This window comes from Bradyrhizobium sp. UFLA06-06 (assembly GCF_054820065.1).
Genome location: NZ_JADFUD010000041.1, coordinates 37,681 through 61,151, shown reverse-complemented (window position 1 = coordinate 61,151; position 23,471 = coordinate 37,681). Strand labels below are relative to the sequence as shown.

Annotated in this window: 19 protein-coding genes; 11 read left to right on the top strand and 8 right to left on the bottom strand. The window is 65.2% G+C overall.

Annotated features, from left to right (window positions below):
* Nucleotides 1-74: 74 nt before the first annotated feature.
* The gene (locus tag IF803_RS28845) at nucleotides 75-1,547 is read left to right on the top strand and encodes a hypothetical protein (RefSeq protein ID WP_461194376.1); all 1,473 of its coding nucleotides are present in this window, start codon (nucleotides 75-77) and stop codon (nucleotides 1,545-1,547) included.
* Between the two features lie 61 nt (nucleotides 1,548-1,608).
* Here the strand turns inward: IF803_RS28845 and IF803_RS28840 are convergent, their stop codons facing one another.
* A complete protein-coding gene (locus tag IF803_RS28840; RefSeq protein WP_461194374.1) occupies nucleotides 1,609-2,208 on the bottom strand; it encodes a 3-keto-disaccharide hydrolase in 600 nt (199 codons plus the stop codon).
* A gap of 219 nt (nucleotides 2,209-2,427) precedes the next feature.
* Here IF803_RS28840 and IF803_RS28835 point away from each other — a divergent pair, with 219 nt between their 5' ends.
* From IF803_RS28835 to IF803_RS28825, 3 genes are all read left to right on the top strand, one after another.
* The gene (locus IF803_RS28835; RefSeq protein ID WP_342709358.1) at nucleotides 2,428-2,898 is read left to right on the top strand and encodes a cupin domain-containing protein; all 471 of its coding nucleotides are present in this window, start codon (nucleotides 2,428-2,430) and stop codon (nucleotides 2,896-2,898) included.
* A 72-nt stretch (nucleotides 2,899-2,970) separates the two neighbouring features.
* Nucleotides 2,971-3,210, top strand: a complete 240-nt coding sequence (locus IF803_RS28830; protein WP_016846164.1) for a DUF2171 domain-containing protein — start codon at nucleotides 2,971-2,973, stop codon at nucleotides 3,208-3,210.
* A 56-nt stretch (nucleotides 3,211-3,266) separates the two neighbouring features.
* Complete coding sequence (locus IF803_RS28825) at nucleotides 3,267-3,608, top strand: hypothetical protein (protein WP_461194373.1); 342 nt, start codon at nucleotides 3,267-3,269, stop codon at nucleotides 3,606-3,608.
* On the opposite strand, the gene IF803_RS28820 is transcribed toward IF803_RS28825, so the two are convergent.
* On the bottom strand, nucleotides 3,582-7,694 hold the full coding sequence (locus IF803_RS28820) for a bifunctional diguanylate cyclase/phosphodiesterase (RefSeq protein ID WP_461194372.1): 4,113 nt from the start codon (nucleotides 7,692-7,694) through the stop codon (nucleotides 3,582-3,584). The two genes, IF803_RS28825 and IF803_RS28820, sit on opposite strands and share 27 nt — an antisense overlap.
* A gap of 403 nt (nucleotides 7,695-8,097) precedes the next feature.
* Here IF803_RS28820 and IF803_RS28815 point away from each other — a divergent pair, with 403 nt between their 5' ends.
* The 3 genes from IF803_RS28815 to IF803_RS28805 are packed head-to-tail and all read left to right on the top strand — an operon-like array spanning nucleotide 8,098 to nucleotide 11,337.
* Nucleotides 8,098-9,150, top strand: coding sequence for an Ldh family oxidoreductase (locus tag IF803_RS28815; protein ID WP_461194370.1), 1,053 nt, complete (start codon nucleotides 8,098-8,100; stop codon nucleotides 9,148-9,150).
* 24 nt (nucleotides 9,151-9,174) lie between these two features.
* The gene (locus IF803_RS28810) at nucleotides 9,175-10,539 is read left to right on the top strand and encodes an LLM class flavin-dependent oxidoreductase (RefSeq protein ID WP_304498712.1); all 1,365 of its coding nucleotides are present in this window, start codon (nucleotides 9,175-9,177) and stop codon (nucleotides 10,537-10,539) included.
* Nucleotides 10,540-10,551: 12 nt separating this feature from the next.
* The gene (locus tag IF803_RS28805) at nucleotides 10,552-11,337 is read left to right on the top strand and encodes a fumarylacetoacetate hydrolase family protein (RefSeq protein WP_461194368.1); all 786 of its coding nucleotides are present in this window, start codon (nucleotides 10,552-10,554) and stop codon (nucleotides 11,335-11,337) included.
* 487 nt (nucleotides 11,338-11,824) lie between these two features.
* Here IF803_RS28805 and IF803_RS28800 read toward each other — a convergent pair whose 3' ends face one another.
* Entirely contained in the window at nucleotides 11,825-12,745 is a 921-nt protein-coding gene (locus tag IF803_RS28800) for a LysR family transcriptional regulator (protein ID WP_461194366.1), read from the bottom strand.
* A 199-nt stretch (nucleotides 12,746-12,944) separates the two neighbouring features.
* On the opposite strand from IF803_RS28800, the gene IF803_RS28795 reads away from it, so the two are divergent.
* A complete protein-coding gene (locus IF803_RS28795; protein ID WP_304498709.1) occupies nucleotides 12,945-13,292 on the top strand; it encodes a hypothetical protein in 348 nt (115 codons plus the stop codon).
* A 45-nt stretch (nucleotides 13,293-13,337) separates the two neighbouring features.
* Entirely contained in the window at nucleotides 13,338-13,838 is a 501-nt protein-coding gene (locus IF803_RS28790) for a hypothetical protein (protein WP_461194364.1), read from the top strand.
* Nucleotides 13,839-13,948: 110 nt separating this feature from the next.
* Here IF803_RS28790 and IF803_RS28785 read toward each other — a convergent pair whose 3' ends face one another.
* Nucleotides 13,949-14,404, bottom strand: coding sequence for an Lrp/AsnC family transcriptional regulator (locus IF803_RS28785; RefSeq protein WP_461194363.1), 456 nt, complete (start codon nucleotides 14,402-14,404; stop codon nucleotides 13,949-13,951).
* 157 nt (nucleotides 14,405-14,561) lie between these two features.
* Between IF803_RS28785 and IF803_RS28780 the strand changes: the two genes are divergently transcribed.
* A complete protein-coding gene (locus IF803_RS28780) occupies nucleotides 14,562-18,245 on the top strand; it encodes an indolepyruvate ferredoxin oxidoreductase family protein (RefSeq protein ID WP_461194362.1) in 3,684 nt (1,227 codons plus the stop codon).
* Here IF803_RS28780 and mctP read toward each other — a convergent pair.
* From mctP to IF803_RS28760, 4 genes are all read right to left on the bottom strand, one after another.
* Complete coding sequence (mctP, locus tag IF803_RS28775; RefSeq protein ID WP_461194360.1) at nucleotides 18,216-19,706, bottom strand: monocarboxylate uptake permease MctP; 1,491 nt, start codon at nucleotides 19,704-19,706, stop codon at nucleotides 18,216-18,218. The genes IF803_RS28780 and mctP overlap by 30 nt on opposite strands.
* A gap of 10 nt (nucleotides 19,707-19,716) precedes the next feature.
* Complete coding sequence (locus IF803_RS28770; protein WP_038384255.1) at nucleotides 19,717-19,902, bottom strand: DUF3311 domain-containing protein; 186 nt, start codon at nucleotides 19,900-19,902, stop codon at nucleotides 19,717-19,719.
* Between the two features lie 145 nt (nucleotides 19,903-20,047).
* Nucleotides 20,048-21,019, bottom strand: a complete 972-nt coding sequence (locus IF803_RS28765) for a tripartite tricarboxylate transporter substrate binding protein (protein WP_461194359.1) — start codon at nucleotides 21,017-21,019, stop codon at nucleotides 20,048-20,050.
* A 239-nt stretch (nucleotides 21,020-21,258) separates the two neighbouring features.
* Nucleotides 21,259-22,170, bottom strand: a complete 912-nt coding sequence (locus tag IF803_RS28760) for a LysR family transcriptional regulator (RefSeq protein WP_050385174.1) — start codon at nucleotides 22,168-22,170, stop codon at nucleotides 21,259-21,261.
* Nucleotides 22,171-22,312: 142 nt separating this feature from the next.
* On the opposite strand from IF803_RS28760, the gene IF803_RS28755 reads away from it, so the two are divergent.
* Nucleotides 22,313-23,461: an HlyD family secretion protein gene (locus tag IF803_RS28755; RefSeq protein ID WP_461194358.1), complete on the top strand. Its 1,149-nt coding sequence runs from the start codon at nucleotides 22,313-22,315 to the stop codon at nucleotides 23,459-23,461.
* Nucleotides 23,462-23,471 lie beyond the last annotated feature (10 nt).

Here is a 23,471-nt window from a genome sequence, read left to right as displayed (position 1 = left end):
TGGTGTGGCACGCCCACACGTCCGGTCACGTTAGGTCAGAGCCTGTGCGAGCAGAGATAGCCCCGCGGCCGCTGTTGGCCGGCGATCTGATTCCTGCCCTCGGCATCGCCGTGGCATCGATCGCATTCGCACCGATCATGCAGGCGGCCAACGCCGGGCTCGCGATCGTCGTCGAAAGCCTGATCGGCTGCGCCATCGTGCTCGCAGTGCCGGCCTACGCGCCGTCGATCGCCATCTTCATCATCTTCTTTCAGAATCTCTTCGTCTCGATCCTGTCGTCCTATATGACGACCGAGCAGGAGATGGATTTCGTCAAGGGCTACAATTTCCTGGTCTGCGCGGTGATGTGGCTGGTCACGCTGGCGCTCTATGCGCTGCACCAGCGGAAACATTCCGCCGAGATCGACCGAATGATGAAATGGGGGTTGATCACCCTCGCAACCGTGACGGCGTATTTCCTGCTCGGCGCCACGCAGGATTCGCACGCGGCCCTCGTCTATCTGCGCAACATCGCGCTGCCGCTGTTTCTGTTTCAGCTATCGCTGCTGACGGCCGCAACCTTCGAGATCCGCATCACGCCCTTTCTGGTGACCGTTGCCGCGCTGCTGATCGTCTGCGGATATGTCGAACTGCTGTTCCGCGATTTTTGGCTCTCCATCACCAACGGCTACACGTTCTGGCATTTCGACGAGCTGAAGGCGACCCGCTCCGGATCCTGGGAAGCCGAGATGCGCGCAACCGGCAGGGTGCCGGTCGATCTGATCGATCGCTTCCGTTTCAGCTTTCTCAACAGCCCGTTGTTCGAAGACCTCGGCCTCTCGTCGTTGCTGCGCATCTTCGGACCGAATATGAGCCCGATCAGCTTCGGTTACGGCATCGCCTTCTCCATCCTGTTCCTGTTCGCGGTCGGATATCGCTGGCTGGCGCTGGCTGCGATCCCGCTGCTGATTTGCTGTAGCGTGAAAGGCGCCCTCATCCTGGTCATCTTCGTCGCCTTGGGCTGGACGGCAACCTGGCTGCTCGGCGCCACCATTACCCTTGCCGTGGCGCTGATCGGCCTCGTGCTGTACGCCATCGCGGCGATCTATATCGGACTCCAGATCGGCGACTTCCACGTGATCGGCTTCATGGGCGGCTGGGACGGCTTTCGGCAGAACCCGATCGGCCGCGGACTTGGCGTCGGCGGCAACCTCTCCGAAGGTTATTTCTCGATCGACTGGAACGCCGCGCAGGCGGCCGGCACGATGGACGGCGCGGTGGAGAGCGCCGTCGGCGTGTTGCTGTACCAAATGGGGATCGGCTCGCTGGTGCCGCTCGGCTACTTCCTGGCGATGGCGCTGAAGGCCTGGCGTCTCTACGCCTCGTCGGGAATTCTCATGCAAGGGCTCGCCGCCTTCGGCACGATGGTCGTGCTGGTGAACGGCATCTTCCAGGAAGAGGCGCTGTTTGCGCCGCCGGCGCTTGGGCTGTTGCTGTGCCTGACCGGACTCGTGATCGGCCATCATCTGCGCACGCAAGGCGACGATCGGGCGACGACCGATCGATAGCGCATGACAGACAAGAAGAAGCCCGACCGCGCAGCGACCGGGCTCCTCTCAATCTGCGCCGTCAGAGCGGCTTGATCTGCACCTTGCGGAACTTGACCACACCCGAACCGTACTGGAGCGCGATATAGCCGTTGGCGTGCTTGGAGTCCTGGGCGTCGACGGTCTTCTGGCCGTTCAGCGTCACGACGAAATGCGGCCCCTGCGCCGTGATCTCGTAGACGTTCCACTTGCCGGCCGCCTTCGGCATCGGATCGACCTTGCCGACGTCGACGATCGCGCCGGTGCCGTAGGTCGGGTCCGGCCGCTTGTCGAAGATGTTGACCTCGTAGCAGACCTTGGAGTCGATCACCTTGTTGCCTTCGCAGCGGATGAAGATGCCGCTGTTGGCATCCTCGTCGGTCCAGAACTCCGCCCGGATCTGGAAATCCTTGTATTGGGTCTTGCTCACGAGATAGGAGAGATCCTTGCCGTCGAGCTTGTCGGCGACCAGCGCGCCGTCCTTCATGGCCCAGTTGGCCTTGCCGACCTCGTCCCAGTCACCCTTCTTGGAGCTGTCGAGCAGCGTGACCCAGCCATCGTCCCCCGAGGCGGTGGTGGAAAATTGCAGCGCGGCCGCACTGATCACAAGTCCCGCCGCCAGTATCGACAGATGCTTCCTCAAGGTTATCCTCCCGTCTTTTGGTTGGCGCGCAACCTATCATCGTCTGCGGCGGCGTAAATGCTTTTTCATATTGCAACTGCGTTGTGTCACCGATCGTTGTCGCAATCTTGAGGTCAGACATGCGTGGGCGCGTCTTGCCGGGCGAGAGCGAGAGTGACTAGCATCATCCGGCATACGGGCGCGGCAGTCGCCCGAGAAATCCGATCTGGGAGCATACCGATGACGGCATCGAACCGATCCTGGCGATACCTGATGATGCCGCTGGCCCTCGCCGCGACGCTGAGCGTCAGCTCCGCCGCCGAGCTCAATCCTGCCGCTGTCACCTACAAGCTGCCTGATCAGATTCCCTGGAGCCCGGTCGATGCGCGCGGCGCGCAAAATGCGGTCGTGGTCGGCGATCCCTCGAAGCCCGGCTTCTACATGGTCTACACCAAATGGACCAAGGGCAATCACTTCAGCCGTCCGCACTTCCATCCCAACGACCGCTACATCGTGGTGCTCAAGGGTACATGGTGGGTGGGCTCGGGTCCGAAATTCGACCCCGATCACGGCACCGTGGCGATGCCGGCGGGCAGCTTCGTCACCCATTTCGGCAAGCAGGTGCACTGGGACGGCGCCAAGGACGAGGACGCCGTGCTGCTGATCATGGGCGAAGGCCCGGCCACCGCGACCGAGGTCGAGCAGAAGTAGCCGGAACCGGCTAGCAACCTTTGCATCCACGCGGCGTTTCATCCCCTCATCATCATGACGAGGAGATGACGCATGGCAAACGCTGCCGACATTCGGGAACATATGGATGTGATCTCATCGGACAAGAAAACGGTCGGCAAGGTCGACCACATGGAAGGCACCGACAAGATCAAGCTGACCAAGCAAAGCTCGCCTGACGGTCAGCACCACCACTTCATTCCGCTGTCCTGGGTCGACCATGTCGACCAGCACGTCCACCTCAACAAATCGGGCTCCGACGTGACGGCGCATTGGCAGCACGGCCGCCAATAGCCGCGTTGCGCGAGGTGGGAGCAATGCTATCATCCCGGCCCAAGGAAGGGCCTTCGATGCATCCCGCCGCCAAGCTGCAATTTGCCCGCATCGTCGACGAATTCGCGCGCTGGCGCGCCATTGCGGAACCGGAACGGCCGCCCGCGCCGGCCTGGTGGTGGGGGCCGGCATTCGAGATGCGCGATGCCGCCGAACCGCTGCCATCCACCTGGAGCCGCCAGCTGCGCCTTACCGACGGCGCGAGCTTTGCGGAGGCTGCCCTTCTGTTGCGCCAGACTTTGGCCGGCCAGGACATCCTGCCGTGGCCCTATGATTTCTCGCGCAAAGTCGCATCGACCGATTCCGACGTTCGCGACCTGCCCGTGCAGCCGTCAGACGACAGCGCGTTTCCGCCCTAGATCCGGCCCGGCCTCGCTGGTCGCCTCGCCATCCAGAGGCTGCAACGGCGGCGACGCCTCTGCCTGCGACGGCTTCAACAATTCGGCGAGATCGCGCGGCGGCAGCGGCCGGCTGAACAGGAAGCCCTGCATCTCGTCGCAGGCGTGGGCGCGCAGGAATTCCTGCTGCTCGGAGGTCTCGACGCCCTCGGCGACGATGGTCATGCCGAGCGCCTTGCCCATCGAGATGATCGCCTGCGCGATCGCGACGTCCTCGGAATCATTGGGCAGGTCGCGCACGAAGGAGCGATCGATCTTGATGGTGTCGATCGGGAACTGCTTCATCAGCGACATCGACGAATAGCCGGTGCCGAAATCGTCGATCGCGAGCCGAATGCCGCGATTCTGGATCGCGTCGAGCACGCGTACCGCGCGCGTCACGTTGCGCATCACCATGCTCTCGGTGACCTCGAGCTGGAGCAGCGCCGGCGACATGCCGCTCTGCTCCAGCGCCGCGTCGATATCGTCGAGCAAATTCGGATCGCCGAACTGCCGCGGTGAAAGGTTGACCGCCATCGTCACGGCCTTGAGGCCGCGGCGCTGCCACGTCATGTTCTGCGCACAGGCTTCCTTCAGCACCCAGCGGCCGATCGGCACGATCAGCCCGATCTCCTCGGCGAGCGGAATGAACTGCCCCGGCGATACCCTGCCGAGCTCCGGATGGGTCCAGCGCAGCAGCGCTTCGACGCCGCTGATCGCTCCACTCGCCATGTCGACCTTGGGCTGATAGTCGAGCGAGAACTGATTGCGCTCCAGCGCGCGGCGCAACGCGCTCTCCATCGTCAAGCGCTCGATCGACTGCGCCCTGATCTCGTTGGAGAAGAAGCGGAAGCCGTTCTTGCCGTCTTCCTTGGCGAGATACATCGCCATGTCGGCATTCTTGGTCAGCGTCTGCACGTCCGAGCCATCGGTCGGATACATCGCGATGCCGATCGAGGCCGTGGTGTGGCACTCATGTCCGCTGATCGTCAGCGGCTGGCTGAGCGAGATCAGCAGATCGCCGGCGATGCGCTCGACGTCGTCCCGTTCGGCGGTCTCCTCGAGGATGACCACGAACTCGTCGCCGCCGAGCCGCGCCACCACGTCGCTCGCGCGCAACGATCCTTGCAGCCGCTCGGCGATCGCCACCAGCAGCATGTCGCCGGCGTCGTGGCCGAGCGAGTCGTTGATCACCTTGAAGCGGTCGAGATCGATGAACAGCACCGCGAGCTGCCGGCGATGGCGATCCGCCGCCGAGATCGCGTGATGCAGCATCTCGTTGAACGTCTCGCGGTTGGGCAGATTGGTCAGGCTGTCGTGCGAGGCGAGGTATTCGATGCGCTCATCGGCCTTGTGCTTCTCATCGGCGCGATCGAAGCTCTCGAGCGCGAACGCCAGATTGTCGGCGAGGCGCTGCAGCAACTCGGCGAACTCCGGCGTGAAGGTATCCTTGTCGAGCGCGACGAAGATCATGACCCCGACCACCCGCCCGCTGACAACAAGCGGAAACGAGGCGCTGGACTGCGTTCCATCGAGCCGGGCGCGCTCATGGAAGGCGGCGGTCTCGGCATCGGCAAAATAGTCGTTGATGATGCACGCCTTGCCCGAGCGGAACGCCCGGCCGCAGGCGCCGCGGCCCTCGGGGTGCGCCTCGCTGGTCGAGAGCGTCACCTGGCGCGCGCCCTCCGCCGCCGGCCCCGCAATCGCGACGATCCGCAGATAGTCGCTTCCGGTCTGCGCCAGCGCGATCGTGGTCGAGGTGAACTTGCCGCCGGTCGCCGCCGCCGCGCAGACCAGTCGATACAGTTCGGCGCGGGACTTCGCCCGCATGATCGCCTCATTGGTCGCGCTCAGCGCCGCGAACATCCGCGACAGCCGCTCCTTCTGCTCGTCGTCCCGCGCCTTCTCGTCGGCGCGATCGAAATTGGCCAGCGCAAACGAGACGTTCTCGGCAAGCCGCTGCAACAGCGCCATCATCTCCGGGCTGAAGGTGCCGAATTCGCTTGAGAGAAACACCAGCGCGCCGATCGCCTCGCCATTCTTGAGCAGCGGCAGGGCTGCGCCTGATTTGCTGCCGCTGTCGCGCACGGCCGGATAGACGTGCGATTCGGAGCCGAAGTCGCTGAGATAGTCGTTGCTGATGCAGGGCCTGCGCGTGCGGATCGCAACGCCGGTCAGCGTCTGTCCCTCCGGCCGCGTCGCGTCGGCCGACAGCTGAACCTCGCGGGCCCGCACCCGGTCGGGGCCCGAGGCGGCCACATTGTCCAGGAAGACCTCGCCGGGGCGCACCAGCCTGATCGTGGCCGAGACGAACTGGCCGCCGACCGCCGCGGCATCGCAGACCAGATCGAACAGCTCGCTGCGGGATTTCGCCCGCATGATCGCCTCGTTGGTCGCGCTCAGCGCCGCGAACATCCGCCGCAGCCGCTCCTTCTGCTCCTCGGTCCGCGCCTTCTCGTCGGCACGGTCGAAGCTCCCCAGCGCATAGGAGACGTTATCGGCGAGCCGCTGCAGCAGCTCGGCGAATTCAGCCGAGAAGGTGTTGCGCTTGGCGGAGATGAACAGCATCACGCCGACCGGCTCGTCGTCGACGATCAGCGGAAATGCCGCGCCCGATCGCGCATCCTCGCGGTCGATGACGTCGCGGAACGGGTTGTTGGCAACGTCGCCCAGAAAATCGTTGTTGATGCTGGCGCGCCGCGAGCGGAACGCCCGGCCGCAGACGCCGCGCCCTTCGGGGCGTGCCTCGCTGCGCGAGACGTTGAGACGGCGCGCATTTGCCGCGGTAGGCCCTGCGACCGCCATCATCTCCAGGAAATCGTCGCCGGGCTTCGCGATCAGGATGCTGGTGGAGTTGAACCCGCCGCCATGCGCCGCGGCCGCGCAGACCAGCTCGAACATCTCGAGCCGCGACCTCGCGCGCATGATCGCCTCGTTGGTCGCGCTCAGTGCCGCGAACATCCGCGACAGCCGCTCGCGCTCGGCGTCGGCCTTGGCCTTTTCGGTAGCACGGCCGAAATTGTCGAGCGCGACCGAGACATTCTCTGCGATCCCCGCGAGCAGCGCGATGATCTCCTCGTCGCGCGCCCAGGAATTGCCGGTGAAGAAGATCAGGACGCCGACGCTCTTGCCGAACCGGGTGAGCGGCAGCGCCACGCAGGCCATCAGGCCGCTGCCGCCGATCGGCTCATGCGACGGGCTCATCGATATCGGGATGTCGTGCTCGACGCAGGGCCGCTGGGTCCGGAACGCCTCGCCGCAAATCCCCTTGCCGTAGACGTTGTCCGGATCGGTCGAGAAGCGCGTCTGCGTGATCAGGTCGAGCGCCTCGCCGGTGCCGGCGACGGGCTCGAACCAGTGCGTGTCTGGTTCGGCCAGCAGCACCACCGTGGCGAAGGACTTTCCGCTGAACACCGCGGCATCGCAGACCCGCTGATAGAGATCGTGCTCGGTCTTGGCGCGAAGGATCGCCTCGTTGGTTGCGCTGATGGCACCGAACATGCGGTTGAGCCGGCGCATCGCGCGCTCGCCGCTCTTGCGCGACGCTTCGTGGTCGAAATTGTCGAGCGCAAAGGACACGTTCGCGGCCATGCGCTCCAGCAGCGAAACGATCTCGTCGCCGAGCGACTGGGCCTCGCGCCGCGTCACCATGAAGACGCCGACGCTGCGCCGGTTGCAGACCAGCGGCAGGGCCGCCGCCGCGCCGACGCCGGCCGCCGCGGCACCGCTGCGCCAGGCGACCGAACGGGCGTCGTTGACATAATCGTTGGCGACGCAGGCGTTCTGATCGCGGAACGCCCGGCCGGCGACGCCTTCTCCCTCCGGCGTATTGGCGATCGCGGAAATGGTGATGCTGCGTAGTCGTGCGACATCGTCGCCGTAGCCAGCCGCGAACCTCAAGAGACCGGTATCCGGCTCCAGCAAAAACACGGTCGCGGCCAGGAAGCTCCCGCTCGAGAACGCGGCTTCGCAGACCTTGCCGTACAATTCTTCTGGTGATTTCGCGTACAGAATCGCTTCGTTGGTGGCACTCAACGCCGCGAATGTACGCCCGATGCTCGACTGCACGATCCTTGAAGGCCCCGGGGGCCAACCCCTTCAATCTGGCGGGGAACATTGCCCGCGAGAGGCCTAAGTGGTGGTTAGCGTATCCGGCAAGTTGCACGACAAAGTAAACGGCTGACGAACGCGAGCGGCGATTTTCCGGGATATTACGGACACCGGTGTGCCAGCCTGAGGCGGAGGGCCGTGGCGCCCGGATGAGCGCCCTGCCGGCGCCGCCGGAGCAGCCAAATTCCGCATCGCGACCGCGCCCGTTCCACTCTGTGAAATCGCGGCGGCGAGTACCCTGCTCCCGGTATAGCCGCCCGGATTTTCTGCCCTTGCTCGCCCCTCGGGGCTTTGAGAGCATGACTTCGACAACAGCAAGCACGACCCGCGCATCACGCGGGCAGACCGCGAGGAAAATCCCATGCCGATCGTCCAGGCCGACCGTCTCACGCGCATCGGCGCGGCACTCCTTAGGGGTGCCGGTGCATCGGAGGAGGAGGCGAGCGCCGTCGCCTCCGGCTGCGTCAACGCCAACCTCGCCGGCCACGACTCCCACGGCGTGATCGCAATCCCGACCTATATCGATCGCATCAAGGCCGGCCACATCGTGCCCGGCGCGAAATGGACCGTCGTGCAGGAGACGCCGACCACGACCGTGATCGACGGTCATTGGGGCTTCGGCTTCCACGTCAACGCCAAGGCGATGGAGATGACCATCAACAAGGCGAAGACCGCCAATGTCGCGGCCTGCACCGTGTTCCGGCAGAGCCATGTCGGACGGCTCGCGCATTACCCGATGATGGCGATGCGCGAAGGCATGATCGGGATTGCGGCTGCCGATTCCGGCCGTTCGCCGAAACATGTGGCGCCGTTCGGCGGCCGCGAGGCGCGGCTCGGCACCAACCCGCTTTCGATCGCGGTGCCGTCCGACCTCGAGGCGCCGTTCTACCTCGATATGGCGACCTCGGCGGTCGCCGCCGGCAAGATCCAGCTCGCGGTGGCGCGCGGCGAGAGTATCCCGAAGGGCTGGATCATCGATGCCGAAGGGCGCGACACCACCGACCCTGCCGACTATCGCAAGGGCGGCGCGCTGCTGCCGCTCGGCGGCAGCGAAGGCTACAAGGGCTCGGGCCTTGCCGCGATGGTCGAGGTGCTGTGCGGCCTCCTGACCGGGCTCGGTTTCGGCGTCGAGCCGACCGGCCGGCATAACGACGGCTGCTTCATGGCGGTGTTCAACGTCGCCGCATTCCGTCCGCTGAAGGATTTCAGGAAGGAGGTCGCCGACTTCGCCCGCTATTTGAAATCGACGCCGCCCTCGGAAGGGAGCCGCGGCGTGTTCTATCCCGGCGAGATCGAATATCTGCGCGAGCAGCAGCGGCGCAAGGACGGCATCGAGATCGAGGATGCGACCTGGGACAAGCTCAAGGCGCTCGCCGCCGATTACAAGCTCACCGACCAGCTCGACCTTCGCTGATAGTTCCGGACACAGGAGAACGACATGACACGGCAAATGGCGCTGGTTGGCTTTTTGCAGGCGCAGAACTGCACCAACCTGCCAAGTTCGTGGCGCCACCCGGAGTCGCGCGACGATTCGATGTCGGCGGACTACTATCAGGAGATCGCGCGCATCCTGGAGCGCGGCAAGTTCCACATGGCGTTCTTCGACGATCGTCTCGCAATGCCCGATCGCTATGGCAACGATCACGCCCACACCGTCGAATACGGCATCCGCTGCGTGAAGATGGACCCGATCGTGGTGCTGACCACGATGGGCATGGTCACCACCAAGCTCGGCCTCGCCTCGACCGCCTCCACCACCTATTTCGAGCCGTTCGACGTCGCCCGCCGCTTCGCCACGCTCGACCTGATGACGGGTGGCCGCGCCGCCTGGAACGTGGTGACCTCGGTCAATGACGGCGAAGCGCTCAACATGGGCCGCGAGCAGCATCTCGAGCACGATCACCGCTATGACCGCGCCGACGAGTTCATGGAGGTGGTGCTCGGCCACTGGGACGCCTGGGAAGACGGTTCGCTGGTGATCGACAAGAAGAGCGGTCGCTTCGCCGATCCGACCAAAGTGAAGCGGCTCGACCACAAGGGCGCATTCTTCACCTCGCGCGGCCCGTTCACGGTGCCGCGCTCGCCGCAGGGCCATCCCGTCGTGATCCAGGCCGGCGCTTCCGGCCGCGGCCAGCGCTTTGCCGGGCGCTGGGGCGAGGTGATCTTCACCGCGGCGCGCAACCTCGCCAATGCCAAGCAGGGCTATGACGCGATCCGGGGCGAAGCCGCCAAGGCCGGGCGAGATCCCGACCAGATGTTCCTCTGCAATTTGATCACGCCGGTCACCGGCGCGACCAAGGCCGAGGCCGAGGACCGGATGGCGGTGATCCAGAAGCTGCCGCTCGAGATCGACGCGCTGTCGCTGCTCGCCGAAGGCCTCAACTTCGATTTCGGCGCCAAACCGATCGACGAGCCGCTGACATCAGAGGAGCTGCAGGGCATGCAAGGCATGCTCGGCATCCGCGACGGCGTGCTGCGCACCTCCGGCAAGAGCAATCCCTCGACCCGCGACTTCATCACCTTCTCCGGCCGCGGCCAGGTGCAGGACGCGATGGTCGGCGGCCCGAAGGAGATCGCCGACCGGCTGGAGGAAATGTTCGAAGGTCGCGGCTGCGACGGCTTCGTCGTCGCGGCGAGCTATGTGCCGGGCTCCTATGCCGACTTCGTCGACCACGTGGTGCCCGAGTTGCAGAAGCGCGGGCTGTTCCACAAGGACTACGCCGGCACGACGCTGCGCGAAAATCTCGGGCTCAAGCGCCCGGCCGCGGGCGCCTGGAAGACCCGCGCGCAGGCCGCGGAATAGAAGGACATCACCATGCGCTGGCTGAAATTCACCGCCGCGGGCACGACTTCCTGGGGCCTCGTCGAGGGCGACACCGTCATCACCGTCAACGGCGATCCCTTCGGCGAATGGAGCAAGACGTCGAAGACCCACGCATTGAAGGACGTCAAGATCGAGCTGCCGCTGATCCCGCGCACCTTCTATTGCGTCGGGCTGAATTATTTGAAGCATCTCAAGGAAGCCGCCGACAAGGCCGGCACTGTGCCGAACGTGCCCGACCGTCCCGAGATCGGATACCGCGCGCAGAACGCGCTGATCGCGCATGACGAGAACGTCGTGATCCCGGCTGGTGCCACCGAGAAGATCCACTACGAGGGCGAGCTCGTCGTCGTGATCGGCAAGAAAGCCAAGCATCTGACCGAAGCCTACGCGATGGACTGCGTGTTCGGCTACACCATCGGCAACGACGTCTCCGAACGCAGCTGGCAGAAGGCCGATCGCGGGCTGTGGCGTGCCAAGAACGCCGACACCTTCAAGCCGATGGGCCCGTGGATCGAGACCGATGTCGACCTCGACCGCATGGAGACCGCGATCCGCGTCAACGGCAAGGAGACCGGCCGCTTCCACACCAACGAGATGATCTTCGGCATCGTGCCCTTCCTCGTCGAGCTTTCGAAATACTTCACGCTGGCGCCCGGCGATGTGATCTGGATGGGCACCGACGGCGCCTCGCCGGACCTCAAGGACGGCGACGTCGTCGAGATCGACATCACCGGGATCGGGACATTGCGGAACCGGTTCGTGAGGGAGAAAGTGTGAGGCACGCCGGACCGCTTTAGAGCCGTCATCCTGAGGTGCTCGCGAAGCGAGCCTCGTAGGATGCACGGCCCCCGCTCCATCCTTGCGTCGAGAGCCGGGCCGTCGTGCTTCGAGGCTCGCTGCGCTCGCACCTCAGCATGACGGTGATGGAGCTGGTCGCTTCTCTCTCCATTCGTCGTCCCGGCGAAAGCCGGGACCCATAACCACAGGGTTGAGTTGTTGAAGAAGGCTGCAGCCAAGGCGTCGCGCAACAATGAGCATCGGTGGTTATGGGTCACGGCTTTCGCCGGGACGACGGCGAGTTTGTGGAGTCGTACGTCCGCATTCTCGCGACATGAACCGTCCAAACCTTGCATTTCGTTTCGCCGCTCTCGCAGCGGCAAGCAAAACATGCTGCGTAGGATGGGTAGAGCGAAGCGAAACCCATCGTCTCGAATCCACTGCACGACGATGGGTATCGCTTCGCTCCACCCAACCTACATTTGGCTCACCGCGCGGCCCGCGGCCTGCTCTTCACGTGATCGATGAAGGCGCGCAGCTTCGGCATGATCTGGCGGTGGCCGGGATAGTAGAGGAACACGCCCGGCGTGGTCGGCGCGAATGGCTCCAGCACACGGACGAGCTTCTTCTCCTTCACGGCGCCTGATACCAGCGGTGCGGGCACTTGCGCCAGTCCGACACCTTCGACCGCCGCGCCGACCAGCGTCGGGAAATCATGGCCGATGAAGGATCCCGACACGGCAAGCTCGATCGAACGGCCATTGTCGTTCAGCGACCATGGCGCGAGGCCACCGTTCGATCGTCGCAAACGGAGGCACGCATGCGCGCGCAAATCGTCCGGGCGTTTGGGGCGGCCGCGGCGCGCGAGATAGTCCGGGCTGCCGACGATGGCAAACGGGAACGGCTTGGTCAGGCGAACCGCGACCATGTCCGGGTTGATGAACTGGCCCATGCGGATGCCGGCATCGAAGCCTCCGGCGGCGAGGTCGACCAGTTCCTCGCTGGCGGCGAGCTCGACCTCGATCTCGGGATAGGCCTTGCAGAACGAGGCGATCAGCGGCTCCAGCAGGATCGGCACCACTGAGCGCGGCACGGTGAGGCGCAACAGCCCGGCGGGCTTCTGCCCGAGCTCGCGCGCCGCCCCGCTCGCCGCGACCAGCTCCTCGAATGCCGGTCTTGCGCGCGCCAGGAATCGTTCGCCGGCGTCGGTCAGCCCGACGCTGCGGGTGGTGCGAATGAAGAGCACAGCGCCGAGGCGCGCCTCGAGCGCGCGCACCGCCTGGCTGATCGCCGACGGCGTGACGCCGAGCTCGGCCGCCGCGCGGCGAAAGCTGCGGTGCTGGGCGACGGCCAGGAATGCCTCGACGCCGTCGAGCGCGCCCTGCCGGACTGTGAAGCTCTGCTTCATGGCCCGTGAACATTATCGCGAATAGTCGCTCGCGGAAAGCCGCATTACATCGGAGCCACAAGCGGCGGCAGCGCGACACGCGCTGCTCACCCGACATCACGACATCACGACATCCGTCGTGAACGGAGACATGCGACCGATGCAAGCAATCCGTCACACAATCCTGGCTCTCACCCTCACTTTGACAGGCACCACTTCCATGACCACTCCCTCCCCTGCCCAAGCTCAAGCCCAAGCCACCTCCACCGTCACCACCGGCGTGATGGTCATCCTCACCGCGAAAGCCGGCGTCACCCGCGATCAGGTGATGGCCGTGATGCCGGACGAAATCCGGCAGACCGTGCAGCTCTATCTCAACGGCAAGATTCGCGAATGGTATTCGCGGTCCGACGGACGCGGCGTGGTCCTGCTGCTCGATGCCAAGGATGCCGCCGAGGCGCACGCGATCATGGAGGGTCTGCCGTTGTCCAAACTCGATCTGATGGATCACGAGTACATCGGGGTCGGCCCGCTGCTGCCGCTCCGCCTGTTACTCGCCAGGCCCTAAGCGCGTTTCGAGCGAACCCAATCGACAACAGAAGGGAATCCGCCGATGCCCCCGGGCTTCAATCTTCCATTCGTCCTCAGCGTCGCCGGTGCGTTTCTGACAAGTGCTGTCGTAGCCGTCACCTATGTCTGGCCGACGGTCCGCGCGATGCCACGTGATAACGCGCTCAGACTGCTCGCAGCGTTCCATGCGTTCAGGTTCCTGGGCATGAACTTTATGGTCACCGGGTTCGTGTCGCCGCAGTTGAGCGCGGATTTCGCGGCTGAGGTCGGATGGGGCGATCTCGCCGCCGCCGGTCTCGCGCTGCTTGCCATGGCCGCGCTGTCCTGGCGCTGGGCGATCGCGATTCCGATCGTCTGGGTGTTCAACGTCTGGGGCACGCTGGATCTGCTCAACGCCTATTACAACGGCGTGAAGATCGGCGATCCCGGCCTGTTCGGCGCCGGCATCTACATTCCGGCTCTCTACGTGCCGCTGCTGCTGGTCAGCCATGTCATGGTGTTCATGCTGCTGATGCGGGCCAAATCGGCAGAACAGGCGGCATGACCCGTATCCTCGTAGGATGGGTAGAGCGAAGCGAAACCCATCAAGCGCACCCGCGGCACGAGTGATGGGTTTCGCTGCGCTCTACCCATCCTACGAAGCGCTGCAACGAGCTAAAACGGCAACGCCACGCCGGTCTTGATCTCCTTAAGGATCACGTTGGTGCGGACGTGGCGGATGCCGGGGATGCGGAACATGAACTCGTCGAGAAATTTGTTGTAGGCGTCCATGTCGCGCACCACGACGCGCAGATGATAATCGGCGTCGCCGGTGGTCGCGAAGCATTCCAGCACCTCGCGGCGCTTCATCACCCGCGCGACGAACTCGTCGACGAACTTCACGTCGTGCCGCTCCAGCGAGACGTGCAGGATCGCCGAGGTCGCAAAGCCTGCGCGCTCGCGCGCGACCAGCGCCGAATAGCCCGAGATGACGCCGGACTCTTCCAGCGCGCGGACCCGGCGCCAGCACGCGGAGGTCGACATCCCGACGGTTTCCGCAAGCTGCTGATTGGTGGCGCGGCCGTCCTTCTGCAGCTCGGCGAGGATTTTCTCGTCCTGCTCTTCGATCACTGCGAGCCCTCCGATTTGGTAGATTCTACCGAATTATATCACTTTCAGCAACATCCTGCCGATTTTTCCACGGCGAATGAATGGATAGGTAAGACCTACCAGGCCCACAGGCATAGCCTTGTCGGATCAGACATCGCGATTCCCGGAGGGGTCAGTCATGGGCCAGATGCCGTTGCTCGACGCCTACCAGCTGTCCGAGCGCTACAGCCGCGACCGCGGCCGCGTCTTCCTCACCGGCACGCAGGCGATCGTCCGCATCGCGCTCGACCAGGCGCGGCGCGACCGCGCCGCCGGGCTCAACACCGCGGGCTTCATCTCCGGCTATCGCGGCTCGCCGCTCGGCGGCGTCGATCTCGAACTGTGGAAGATCGGCGAGCAGCTCAAGGACAGCCGCATCGAATTCCTGCCCGCGGTCAATGAGGACCTCGCCGCGACCGCCGTGCTCGGCTCGCAGCAGGTCGAGACGCAGAGGGATCGCGAGGTCGATGGCGTGTTCGCCCTGTGGTACGGCAAGGGCCCCGGCGTCGACCGCTCCGGCGATGCGCTGAAGCACGGCAATGCCTATGGCTCCTCGCCGCATGGCGGCGTGCTTGTCGTCGCCGGCGACGATCATGGCTGCGTCTCGTCCTCGATGCCGCACCAGTCCGACGTCGCCTTCATGAGCTGGTTCATGCCGACGCTGCATCCGGCCGATGTCGGCGAATATCTCGCCTTCGGTGAATATGGCTACGCGCTGAGCCGGTTTTCCGGCATGTGGGTCGGCTTCAAGGCGATCTCGGAGATCGTGGAATCCGGCGCCTCGGTCGAGCTGCGGCCGCCGCGCCGTTTCGTGCAGCCGGATTTCGTGCCGCCGCCCGGCGGCCTGCATTATCGCTGGCCGGATCTGCCGGGCCCGCAGATCGAGGAGCGGCTGGAGGCGAAGAAGCACGCGGTCTACGCGTTCGCGAAAGCCAATCCGATCGACCGCCACATCTACGATATCAAGCATGCGAGCTACGGCATCGTCACCACGGGCAAGGCGCATCTCGATTTGATGGAGGCGCTGCGGCTGGTCGGGCTGGATGAAGCCGCCTGCCGCCGCTTCGGCATCGACATCTACAAGGTCGGCATGGTGTGGCCGCTGGCGCTGCACGACGCGATGGAGTTCGTGACGGGCAAGCGCGAGATCCTCGTGGTCGAGGAGAAGCGCGGCATCATCGAGAGCCAGTTCAAGGAGTATTTCTACGACTATCCCGGCGCCAAGCCGGAGCGGATGGTCGGCAAGCATGACGAGAGCGGCGCGCGACTGATCTCCTGGACCGGCGAATTGTCGCCGCGCATGCTCGCCGACGTGCTCGCGCGGCGTCTCGATCCGATGTTTCCGGAATTGCAACTCGCCCGCCGCGTCGCCGCGCTGGTGCCCGAACAGGACCGCATGATCGCGGTGCCGGGCGCGACCCGTACACCGTATTTCTGCTCGGGCTGCCCGCACAACACCTCGACCAAGGTGCCGGAAGGCTCCAAGGCGCTGGCCGGCATCGGCTGCCATTTCATGGCAAGCTGGATGGACCGTGAGACCTCGTCGCTGATCCAGATGGGCGGCGAAGGCGTCAACTGGGCGGCGTCGTCGAAATTCACCGGCAACAGCCATGTGTTCCAGAATCTCGGCGAAGGCACCTATTATCACTCCGGCTCGATGGCGATCCGGCAGGCGATCGCCGCCAAAGCCAACATCACCTACAAGATCCTGTTCAACGACGCGGTGGCGATGACCGGCGGCCAGCCGGTCGACGGCCCGGTCAGCGTGCAGGCGATCGCACACTCTGTCCGTGCCGAGGGCGTCGCGCGGATCGCGCTGGTGTCGGACGATCCCGCGCATTTTTCGCCGGCCGACCTGCCCGCCAGCGTCACCATCCATCCGCGCGAGGAAATGGACGCCGTGCAGCGCGAGCTGCGCGAGATTTCGGGCGTCACCGTGCTGATCTATCAGCAGACCTGCGCCACCGAGAAGCGGCGGCGGCGCAAGCGCGGCACGATCGAGGATCCCGCGCGCTTCGCCTTCATCAACGACCTCGTCTGCGAAGGCTGCGGCGACTGCTCGGTGGAATCTAACTGCCTCAGCGTCGAGCCGAAGCAGACGCCGTTCGGACGCAAGCGCCGGATCAACCTCTCGACCTGCAACAAGGATTTTTCCTGCCTCAACGGCTTCTGCCCGAGCTTTGTGACGATCGAAGGCGGCAAGCGGCGGGCGAAGACGGCAAGCGCGATCGATCCGCTCGCGCGCGCGGCGGCGCTGCCGGTGCCGGAGCTCGCGGCGCTCGAGCGTCCCTACGATCTCCTCGTCACCGGTGTCGGCGGCACCGGCGTCATCACCGTCGGCGCGTTGATCGCGATGGCTGCGCATCTCGAGGGCCGCGGCGTCTCGGTGCTCGACTTCACAGGCTTCGCGCAGAAGTTCGGCCCCGTGCTGAGCTATCTGCGGCTGGCGGCTACGCCCGACGCGCTGCACCAGGTGCGAATCGACCAGGGCGCAGCCGACGCGCTGATCGGTTGCGACCTTGTGGTGAGCTCGTCGGCAAAAGCGTCCGGCACCTATCGCAAGGGGATGCGCGCTGCGGTCAATATCGCCGAGATGCCGACCGGCGATGTGGTGCGATTTCGCGATGCCGACCTCGCCTCGCCGGTTCGCTTGCGCGCGATCGAGCGGGTGATCGGGTCGGGCAACCTCACCATGATCGACGCCAACGCGCTGGCCGAGCGGCTGCTTGGCGACAGCGTCTATGCCAACATCATGATGCTCGGCTTTGCCTGGCAGCAGGGCCTGGTGCCGGTCTCGCTGGAGGCGCTGACCCGCGCGATCGAATTGAACGGCGTCGCCATCGAGCGCAACAGGCAGGCGCTGGCCTGGGGCCGGATCGCGTTCGCCGATCCGGAGTTCTTGCCGAAGGCCGACGGTGCTGCGGCCGATGTACCAGAGACGCTGGAGCAGGTGATCGCGCGCCGCGCGGATTTCCTCAGTGAGTACCAGGACGCGGCTTACGCCGCGCGCTATCGGACCACGGTCGATCGCGTCCGCCGCGCCGAGGCCACGCTGAGCAGCAGCCGCGACGGAGGTGCGCCCCCTCTCCCGCTTGCGGGGTCCGAGGCGAGCGAAGCTCGCTCTCGAGGTTGGGGTGGGGGTCCCACCACGAATCGTATCGCGGAGAGAGCCTCCACCCGGATCGCATCTGTCGATGCGATCCGGCCTCCCCCGCAAGCGGGAGAGGCGGACGGGGCACGCGGACAGATCGAATCAAGCAGACAAGATCTTCCCCTCACCGACGCCGTCGCCCGCGCGCTGTTCAAGCTGATGGCCTACAAGGACGAATACGAGGTGGCGCGGCTGCATATGCAGACCGGCTTCCTTGACGAGCTCAAGCGCGAGTTCGACGGCGACTTCACGGTGCAATATCACCTTGCGCCGCCGTTCCTCCCGGCGCGACGTGATGCACGGGGACGGCCGAAGAAGCGCGCGTTCGGCCAATGGATCCAGACGCCGCTGCGGTTGCTCGCGCGGCTCAAGGGGCTGCGCGGCACGGCGTTCGACGTGTTCGGTTACAGCGCGGAGCGCCGCGCCGAGCGCGAACTGATCGGCTGGTATGAGGCGCTGATCGAGACCATGCTCGGCAAGCTCGACGAGGCACGGCTGCCCGATCTGGTCGCGCTGGCAAAGGCGCCGATGGAGCTCCGCGGCTATGGGCCGGTGAAGGATGCCGCGATCGAGAAGACCAGGGCGGAGGTCGCGCGGCTCACCGCGCGACTTGCCTCCGCCCCGTCAGACCAAGGCGACGGCTCAGGCCGCCGCGCTGCGCTTGGCGGGTGATATCAGGCCGACCACGACGGTCGCGAGCACCGCCACGACGATGTTGAGCAGCAGCGCGCCGAGCCCGACATAGAAGCTGTAGCTGGAATCGCCGAACGAGATGCTGGCGAGCGGCTTCAGCCCGTTGCTCCACGCCGTATACGTGCCCCAGCCGATGCCGGCCGCCCAGCCGAGCAGCAGCCCTTCGGCGCGGAACCAGACGGTGAACAGGCCGAACACCAGCGCCGGCAGCGTCTGCACGATCCAGAGGCCGCCGAGCAGTTGCAGGTCGAGCGCATATTGCGTCGGCAGGAACAGGATGAAGGCGAGCGCGCCGACCTTGACCACCAGCGATGTGATCTTCGCCACCGACGCCTCACCGGCGTGCGAGATCTCCGGATTGACATAGGACTTCCAGACATTGCGGGTGAACAGATTGGCGGCGCCGATGCTCATCACCGCCGCCGGCACCAAGGCGCCGATTGCAATCGCGGAGAACGCAAAGCCCGCGAACCATTCCGGGAACAGCGTCTTGAACAACATCGGCACCACGTCGTTCGGCGACGTCACCTTGATGTTGGCGGCATGGGCCATGTAGCCGAGCAGCGCGATCAGGCCGAGCAAGAGCGTATAGGCCGGCAGCAGGATCGCATTCTTGCGGATGGTATCCGCCGACTTCGAGGCGAAGATGCCGGTCAGCGTGTGCGGATACATGAAGGCGGCGAGCGCCGAGCCCAGCGCCAGCGTCGCATAGGGCAGATATTGTGAAGGCTTCAGCGTCAGGCCGGTCGCGCCGCCCTTTGCCGTGAAGGCGTCGTTGGCCGCCGCGAACACCGCGCCATAGCCGCCGAGCTTTGCCGGCACCACGACCACGGCGGTCAGCACCACGATGTAGATCATGATGTCCTTGACGAAGGCGATCAGTGCCGGCGCCCGCAGGCCAGAGCTATAGGTATAAAGTGCGAGGATGACGAAGGCAGCGATGATCGGCAGTTCGCCGGACAGCCCCATCGCCTTGATCACGACCTCCATGCCGATCAGCTGCAGCGCGATGTAGGGCATGGTCGCGACCAGGCCGGTCAACGCCACCGCAAGCTCGAGCGCGCGCGAGCCATAGGCGCCGTGGACGACATCGGCGGCGGTGACGTAGCTGCTTGCATGCGCCTTCTTCCACAGCACCGGCATGACCGCGAACACGAAGGGATAGACGATGATGGTGTAGGGCAGCGCGAAGAAGCCATAGGCGCCGACCGCATAGACCAGCGCCGGCACCGCGATCACGGTGTAGGCAGTGTAGAAGTCGCCGCCGACCAGGAACCAGGTGATCCAGGTGCCGAACTGGCGGCCGCCGAGGCCCCATTCGTCGAGATGCTCGCTGACCGGGCCGGATTTCCAGCGCGCCGCGAAGAAGCCCATCACGGTGACGAGCGCGAAGAAGAAGATGAAGACGCAGAGCGCCACCCAGGCGATGTGATCGGTCATGGCTGTCCCCTCACCGCGGCTCGTCGGCATCAGGCCGGCGGCTGCGATAGACCAGCCAGATCAGAAGCGAGGAGATCGGCACCCAGGCGAGCTGGTACCAGTAGAAGAAGGGAAAGCCGAACAGGGAGGGCTCGACGAAATTATAGAACGGCACCCACAGCAAGCCGATGAACGGCAGCAGCAACAAAATCCACATGGCCTACTCTTTGACCCAAGACACAGCTCAAGGCGGGCGGTTCCGCTGATCATGGCAACGATCCAGGAACCGGTCCGTTGCGTCTAGAATCACGGTTACGGCAATGCGACGCAAAAAGATGTGATCGTCACCTGGTGCATGCCGCCTATTCGGCCTTGATGCCGGCGTCCTTTATCACCTTGCGCCAGCGCGCCTCCTCGCCGGCAAAGTAGCGGTCGAGCTCGGCCGGCGGTGAGGCCACCATCACGAGGCCCTCATTGACGCTGAGCTTCTTGAAGGCCTCTGCCTGCACGGCCTTGGCCGCCGATCTGTTGAGGCGGTCGATGATGTCCGGCGGCGTATTCGCCGGCGCGTAGAGGCCGTACCAGGATTCGGCGACATAGCCGGATGCGCCGGCTTCCGACACCGTCGGCAATTGCGGGAACGCGGCCGAGCGCTCAGCCGATGTCACTCCGATCGCGCGCAGCTGCCCGGCCTCGACCAGCGAGGCGCAGCTTGCCACCGTGGTGAACATCACCTGGATCTGGCCGCCCAAGAGGTCGGTGATGGCGGGCGCCGCGCCCTTGTAGGGAACGGTGGTGAGATTGACCCCGGCCATGTGCTTGAACAGTTCGCCGGCGAGATGCGCCGAGGTACCGGTGCCATAGGTGCCGTAGGACAGCTTTTCCGGATCGGCCTTCGCGGCCGCGATCAGATCGGCGATCGACTTGATCGGCGAAGCCGGATTGACCACGACGACGTTGAACGAGCGCGCTACCAGCGCCACGGGCGCAAAATCCTTGTGCGCGTCATAGGGCAGCTTGCTGTAGAGGCTCGGATTGACCGCGTTGGCGAAGGTCGCCATCAGCAGCGTGTAGCCGTCGGATGGACTCGCCGCAACGCTCTGCGTGCCGATGATGGTGCCCGCCCCCGGCTTGTTCTCGATGATGACGGTGACGCCGAGATCCTTCTGCATCTCCTGCGCCAGCGTCCGCGCCACGACATCGGTGCCGCCGCCCGGCGCGAACGGCACCACGATCTTGACGATGTGATTGGGATAGGCGGCGAGCGCCGGCTGTTGCAGCAGCAGGTTTGCTGCGAGCGCGAACAGGAATGATGCGAGAAGACGAAGCGGCATGGCAGGCCCCGGCGGCAGACGGTGGCGTCTTCATACACGCGAACGCCATGCAAGGGATGCCGGGCCGTCATGACGCGGGAAGGATGCGCGACGCTGCCAGTCCCGTCATCCTGAGGTGGCCGCTTCTTCGCGGCCCTCGAAGGATGGACGGCCACTTCTCTGGCCGATTCATCCTTCGAGGCTCGCTCCGCTCGCACCTCAGGATGACGGAGATGGATTTGCGTACGCGGCACCTTTGCTCACGAATACGGATTGATCAGCTTCTGCTGCTCGGTGGCGTGACGGACCAGGAGGTCGATGAAGGTGCGGACCTTCGCCGAGAGATGATGGCGGTGCGGATAGACGGCGTTCATCGTGAGCTCGACCGGCCGATATTCGGGCAGCAGGCGGACCAGTTGTCCCGACTCCAGTTCGTCGCGGACCAGGAAGCCGGCCGCGAGAAAGACGCCGACGCCGGCCAGCGCCGCGAGCTTCAGCGTCTCGCCGCTGTTCGAAATCAGATTTCCGGAGACCCGCACCGCGGCCGGCGTGCCCTTGCGGTCGGCGAAGCGCCACTCGTCGCCATAGGGGTAATTGGCGTGACGCATGCAGTTGCGCGCGGAGAGGTCGGCCAGCAGCGTTGGCTTGCCGTGCTGCTCGATATAGCCGTGCGAGCAGCACAGCACGTGGCGCCAGGTCGCGATGGTGCGCACGATCAGGCTGGAGTCCGGCGGCGGCACCATGCGCACGGCGAGATCGTAATTCTCGTCGATCAGATCGGCATTGCGCTCGCCGATCGTGAGATCGACCTTGACCTCGGGATAGGTAGCGAGGAACTCGGCCACCGCCGGCGACAGGAACTGGACGAGATGGGTGTTGGTGAAGATGCGCAGCGTGCCGCGCGGCACCGATTGCTGGGCGCCCGCGATGTCGTCGGCCTGCTCGATATCGGCGAGGATCTGGACGCAGCGGTCGTAATAGGCCTGGCCGACCTCGGTGAGGCTGACCTTGCGCGTGGTGCGGTTGAGCAGCCGGGCGCCGAGCCGGTCCTCCAGCGACTGGACGTGGTTGCTCACCATGGTGGTGGACATGTTGAGCTTGCGGCCGGCGGCGGAGAAGCCGCCGGTATCCACGACCCGGACGAAGGCGGTCAGGCTGGTCAGGCGATCCATTCGGCAAGGTCCGGATTATCAGCGCTGGCTTGATAATGCTTCCAGTTTTATCGGGATTATCACAGCGGGAAGGACATTGCATCTAAGGGGCGTACTGGGCGCCCTTTCTGGAAGGACGCAAATGTTCGACCCGGAGGATGCCATGTCGACCACCACTTATGTCCCTGAAGAATCGGCAAAAATCGGTCTCCGCCCGTCGCGGAAAACGGTCAAGCGGGTGGCGCTCGGGCTCGCCGCAATCATCGGCGCCGCCGTGGCGGCCGACTTTGGCTACGACTACGTCACCACCGGCCGCTACCTCGAAACCACCGACGACGCCTATGTGAAGGCGGACTCCACGATCATCGCCCCGAAGGTCTCGGGCTACATCGCCAGGGTGCTGGTCACCGACAACCAGCCGGTGAAGGCCGGCCAGTTGCTGGCTGAGATTGACGACCGCGATTACCGCACCGCGCTCGGCCAGGCCGGGGCCGATGTCGACGCCGCCACAGCCTCGGTGCGCAACCTCGATGCCCAGCTCGAACTGCAGCAGCCGATCATCGACCAGAGCACGGCCGACGTCACCGCCGCCGAGGCCAACCTGAAATTCGCGCAAGAAGAGCAGACCCGCTACGACGGGCTGATGAAATCCGGCTCCGGCACCATTCAACGCGCGCAACAGACCGACGCGGCGCTGCGCGCCAACACCGCGCAATTGCAGCACGCGAAGTCGGCGCTGTCGGCGGCCCAGCGCAAGGTCGACGTGTTGACCACGCAGCGCGCCCAGGCTGTTGCCCAAGCCGACAGGGCTCGCGCGGTCGAGCAGCAGGCCGAGCTCAACCTGTCCTATGCGCGGATCACCGCGCCGGTCGACGGCACGGTCGGCGCCCGCACGCTCCGCGTCGGGCAATATGTGCAGGCCGGCACCCAGCTGATGGCGGTGGTGCCGCTCGACGCGGTCTATGTGGTCGCCAATTTCAAGGAGACGCAGCTGACCCATGTGCGCAACGGCCAGCCGGTCGAGCTCACCGTCGACAGTTTTCGCGGCACCACGCTGAAGGGCCATGTCGACAGCCTGTCGCCGGCCAGCGGCCTCGAATTCGCGCTGCTGCCGCCCGACAACGCCACCGGCAATTTCACCAAGATCGTGCAGCGCGTGCCAGTGAAGATCGTGCTCGACGATCACAGCCTCACCGGCCTCTTGCGCCCGGGCATGTCGGCGATCCCGACCGTCAACACCAAGGCGACCGTGCTGGCCGAGCGCGAAGAGAAGCGGCGGCTGGCGTCGGCGACGCGGGCGAACGGGGGGTAGCGGCGAACGC

Bases quoted from the DNA above. Each gene is read 5' to 3' on its own strand.
- IF803_RS28835 (WP_342709358.1), top strand. From the start codon at position 2,428: ATGACGGCATCGAACCGATCCTGGCGATACCTGATGATGCCGCTGGCC.
- IF803_RS28830 (WP_016846164.1), top strand. From the start codon at position 2,971: ATGGCAAACGCTGCCGACATTCGGGAACATATGGATGTGATCTCATCG.
- IF803_RS28825 (WP_461194373.1), top strand. From the start codon at position 3,267: ATGCATCCCGCCGCCAAGCTGCAATTTGCCCGCATCGTCGACGAATTC.
- IF803_RS28815 (WP_461194370.1), top strand. From the start codon at position 8,098: ATGCCGATCGTCCAGGCCGACCGTCTCACGCGCATCGGCGCGGCACTC.
- IF803_RS28810 (WP_304498712.1), top strand. From the start codon at position 9,175: ATGACACGGCAAATGGCGCTGGTTGGCTTTTTGCAGGCGCAGAACTGC.
- IF803_RS28805 (WP_461194368.1), top strand. From the start codon at position 10,552: ATGCGCTGGCTGAAATTCACCGCCGCGGGCACGACTTCCTGGGGCCTC.
- IF803_RS28800 (WP_461194366.1), bottom strand. From the start codon at position 12,745: ATGAAGCAGAGCTTCACAGTCCGGCAGGGCGCGCTCGACGGCGTCGAG.
- IF803_RS28795 (WP_304498709.1), top strand. From the start codon at position 12,945: ATGACCACTCCCTCCCCTGCCCAAGCTCAAGCCCAAGCCACCTCCACC.
- IF803_RS28790 (WP_461194364.1), top strand. From the start codon at position 13,338: ATGCCCCCGGGCTTCAATCTTCCATTCGTCCTCAGCGTCGCCGGTGCG.
- IF803_RS28780 (WP_461194362.1), top strand. From the start codon at position 14,562: ATGGGCCAGATGCCGTTGCTCGACGCCTACCAGCTGTCCGAGCGCTAC.
- mctP (WP_461194360.1), bottom strand. From the start codon at position 19,706: ATGACCGATCACATCGCCTGGGTGGCGCTCTGCGTCTTCATCTTCTTC.
- IF803_RS28770 (WP_038384255.1), bottom strand. From the start codon at position 19,902: ATGTGGATTTTGTTGCTGCTGCCGTTCATCGGCTTGCTGTGGGTGCCG.
- IF803_RS28765 (WP_461194359.1), bottom strand. From the start codon at position 21,019: ATGCCGCTTCGTCTTCTCGCATCATTCCTGTTCGCGCTCGCAGCAAAC.
- IF803_RS28760 (WP_050385174.1), bottom strand. From the start codon at position 22,170: ATGGATCGCCTGACCAGCCTGACCGCCTTCGTCCGGGTCGTGGATACC.
- IF803_RS28755 (WP_461194358.1), top strand. From the start codon at position 22,313: ATGTCGACCACCACTTATGTCCCTGAAGAATCGGCAAAAATCGGTCTC.